The organism is Bacteroides xylanisolvens XB1A (assembly GCF_000210075.1).
Lineage (GTDB): Bacteria > Bacteroidota > Bacteroidia > Bacteroidales > Bacteroidaceae > Bacteroides > Bacteroides xylanisolvens.
This window is the reverse complement of sequence record NC_021017.1, coordinates 819900-823981: the sequence shown is the minus strand read 5'-3', so window position 1 is coordinate 823981 and position 4082 is coordinate 819900. Positions and strand designations below refer to the sequence as shown.

At 40.7% G+C, this 4082-nt stretch carries 4 protein-coding genes; all 4 read left to right on the top strand.

Annotated elements, in window-relative coordinates; translation table 11 throughout:
* Positions 1–650: 650 nt before the first annotated feature.
* Positions 651–1016, top strand: coding sequence for a hypothetical protein (locus BXY_RS03320; protein WP_009039657.1), 366 nt, complete (start codon positions 651–653; stop codon positions 1014–1016).
* 21 nt (positions 1017–1037) lie between these two features.
* Positions 1038–1610 (top strand): DUF3575 domain-containing protein, encoded by a 573-nt coding sequence (locus tag BXY_RS03315; RefSeq protein WP_015531221.1) that lies wholly within the window; start codon positions 1038–1040, stop codon positions 1608–1610.
* An 8-nt stretch (positions 1611–1618) separates the two neighbouring features.
* Positions 1619–3130 carry a DUF3868 domain-containing protein gene (locus BXY_RS03310; protein ID WP_208946750.1) on the top strand — a complete coding sequence of 504 codons (1512 nt, stop codon included), beginning with the start codon at positions 1619–1621 and terminating at the stop codon, positions 3128–3130.
* Between the two features lie 57 nt (positions 3131–3187).
* Positions 3188–4082 (top strand): fimbrial protein (locus BXY_RS03305; RefSeq protein ID WP_243442470.1); only part of this gene is annotated, 895 nt, incomplete at its 3' end.

Here is a 4082-nt window from a genome sequence, read left to right as displayed (position 1 = left end):
AAATTATACAAGTTATTGGGCTATTTTGTTGTAAAATAGCTATGTCTTTTGTCTAATTTGTGCCTAAGTTGTGTCTAAATGACACAGAAAACTATAACTTCCCTCCATTGTCCAAGTTTTTATGAGAGAAACTTGGGATTTTTTTTAATGTTCGCATATCGAAAGAAATGAGGATATTAAATATTTTTGTTGTGAATTTCGTAACCCTCTTGTTCGCTACCTGCATAATTAGCCTCTTTATTCTAAGTTGATTCTCTGTAACAGAAATGAATACAATTTTGTATCTCCTTTAATATTCCGAAATTTGCAATATGAGATTTGGACAAAAATATTGTCCTGAGAGAAAAGCAAAAAGAGAAATAAGAGAGATATACAAGAAGTAGAAGAAAGTATATTAGAGAATTAATGAGAGAAATAACAAAACTTACAATCAGTATTTTATATTTGATTTTTTTATTATCTGTGATGTGTGTGCAGGGGTCGAATGTGACCGGCACTCTCTTTCAATTAACATCGAAGGTGACAACTTGTGCGGATATATATGCCAGGTTGTTGACTAAGCCGTTGAGCAATCCTTTGCTTGGCTCTCTGTCTTATAGTGACACTCAAGAAACTATCCCCATGAATTTATAACATTAAAAACAGGAAATTTGGAAAAAGAAGTTCATATTAGACAAAGGGAAGCTGTTCCTGCTACGGGAAGTACACTTCAGCTCATGCCTACTGGAAATTTAAATTCGGAGGTGTATGAAATCGATTATTTCTGCCTTACGGGCGAAGTGGATGAAAGTGCTAAAAATTGGATTCGTCTGTATTCTTCCGTAATGCCGGAGGGACATACAGGAGAAGAACGCATTATCGTTGAAGACGGTAAGATCTATATTAAGGTATTGCCCAATGTAGAGGCGGATTCCAGAAACGGAATCGTACATCTCACAACAATGGTGTCTTCCGTTAAAACGGGCATCAGTAATGTGCAACGCATAAAAATAGATGTTACTCAATTGGGGCAATAAACAACAGTAAATGTGATATAAATGAAGAAAGTTGCTATACTCATATTATTCATGCTCGGATGTGCCATTTCCGAGGGGCATGCCCAGAAGGTTGCGCTGAAAAGCAATCTGCTATATGACGCTACTACTACCATGAATCTGGGACTGGAGATCGGACTGGCGCGTAAATGGACGCTGGATATTCCGGTCAATTATAATCCGTGGAAACTTTCCGACGGCAAACGCCTCCGTCATTGGGGAATACAACCTGAAGTCCGTTACTGGTTTTGTGAGAGTTTTCGCCGTATGTTTGTCGGAATGCATGGACATTATGCCGATTTCAATGTAGGGGGATGGCCCGACTGGTCTTTTATCAGTGACAATATGCAGCATACGCGTTATCAAGGATATCTTTATGGTGGTGGCTTTTCCGTAGGATATTCGTGGATTCTGAAAAAACGCTGGAGTATAGAAACATCTGTCGGAGTGGGATATGCGCACATTGTATATGACAAGTATCCTTGCGCTACTTGTGGTACGAGACTAAAGGAAAGCAGCAAAAACTATTTCGGGCCTACTAAAGCAAGTGTGTCACTTATTTATGTAATTAAATAATGAGGAGTATGATAATAAGAAAAATAGGTTTCCTTGTGTGTATGTTGGTGGTTTGCAGCCTGAATATAAACACAGCTATGGCTCAATCCCGCTCTTACGAAGGTGTCATTACTGTGAATCCGGTGCGGTTGGAACAGAAAGGTGATTTTATTCATGTCGATATAGATTTTGTTTTGAATAATGTGAAAGTGAAATCTGCCCGGGGAATGGATTTTATTCCGCGGCTGGTGACTCCCGGACGTACTCAGAATCTTCCGAAAGTTTCTATTAAAGGTCGTGACGAGTATCTGGCGTATGAGCGTGAGCTTGCGTTGATGAGCGCCAAAGAGAAAAGAAACTACGAGAAGCCATATATAGTGGAAAAAGCTGGAAAACTAAGAAATGATACGATTCGGTATCAATATCTGGTTCCGTTCGAATCATGGATGAAGGATGCGCGCTTGGACGTGCAGCGTGATGAATGTGGTTGCGGCGAAACGGCATTGATGAACATAGAGGAGTTTGGCAAAGTGACGTTGGAACGTGTATGGACGCCTTACGTAGCGGTTCCTCAGTTTGCTTATCTGCAACCGAAAGTGGAAGAAATCAAACAACGGGATATTCAAGCAGAATGTTTTCTGGATTTCGAGGTGAATAAAGTCAATATTCGTCCCGAATACATGAATAACCCTCAGGAACTAGCTAAAATCCGCAAGATGATCGATGAGCTGAAGTCCGATCCGAATGTGAAAGTGAACCGTCTGGATATTATCGGTTATGCTTCTCCGGAAGGAACATTGGCAGCGAACAAACGTCTGTCTGAAGGGCGTGCCATGGCGCTTCGGGATTATCTGGCACACAGATACGATTTTCCGAGAAACCAATACTACATTGTCTTTGGAGGTGAAAACTGGGACGGACTGGAGAAGGCGCTTGAAACAATCGAATTGGAATATAAAGACGAAGTGCTGGCTATTATCAGGAATATACCTATTGAAAAAGGAAGAGAAACAAAACTGATGCAACTTCACGGAGGAACACCTTACCGATACTTGTTGAAGTATATTTTTCCAAGTTTGCGTGTGGCTATCTGCAAAGTGAATTACGAAGTGAGGAATTTTAGTGTGGAGGAAGCGAAAGAGATTATCAAGACGCGTCCGCAGAATTTGAGCTTGAATGAAATGTTTCTGGTGGCTAATACCTATCCGACAGGCTCGCAAGAGTTTATTGATGTGTTCGAAACGGCTGTACGGATGTATCCGCAGAGTGAGATTGCAAATATAAATGCTGCTACTGCCGCTTTATCACGCAATGACTTGGTTTCGGCCGAACGTTATCTGGGTATGGTGAATTCGAATAAGAATTTGCCGGAATATAATAATGCTATGGGAATATTAATGTTAATGAAGGGAGATTATGAATTATCGAAGAAGTATTTGAAGGTCGCAGAGCAGTTAGGTCTGGATGCAGCTAGGGGCAATCTGGAAGAATTAGTCAGGAAGAAGGCTAATGCTGCCGAGATGAGAAAAAATGGTAAGTAAAACTTACTAATTAAGTGGGAAATTATATATGTATTAATTCTAATAATTTTTTGTATTATGCTAAAGATTAAATCAATTTTAGTTTCGTTGCTGGCCGTTGTGGCATTAGCAAGTTGTTCAAATGAGAATCTGGAGGAAAATCCGGAGGTTGAAGGGGGAGCAGGTTATGATGTAGCTTACGTATCAATTAGTCTGACTAATCCAAAAGTGCCTGGTTCACGTGCTTCTGGTGAACAGCCGGCTTTGCCTGCAGAAAGCGCGATTAATGAGCTTTATGTGATTACGTTCGATGCGGGTAAGGTGGTGACTAAGGATGAAAAGGCAACTAAGTATGCCACGGTATTGGGATCAGGTTCTTTCGGAACAAATAGTGGAGTTACGACTCCGAATACTCCGGTTAAAGTGGATCCGAATACTAAGTATTTGCTTGTTATAGCCAATCCGGGTTACCAATTAAAGGATCGCTTGGATAACCTTTCAGAGGGTGCAACCTATGCTACCATCAATGCAATGGTTACAGTTCCTGAAAACAATACTAAGCCCAACAATGCTTATCTGGTAGAGGAGGTTGTACACTCCAATGGTTGTGCAATGATTAATGTCGGATTCTACGATGATTCCGATTCGGATCCATCCAATCATGCATGGAAAGATGAATGTCTGCTCGATGTATCGGACAAGATTGTTTTGGTCAGTGACTATAAATCGGAAGCGCAAGCTCAGAATGCAGCGAAAAGTAATCCGGCTACTCTTGAGATAGAACGCCTTGCTGCAAAGTTGGAAGTTATGATTGGCAGTCCATTAGCAGTTGGACCTTTTGAAGATGGAACAAATGCAAGTCTTGGACAATTTGATTTTGGAAACTGGACTATAGACTACTATAACTCTCTGTTCTATCCTTTTGCAAAGAAGACTACCACAGCGTCATCTCATACTACCGGATTCTACAAAA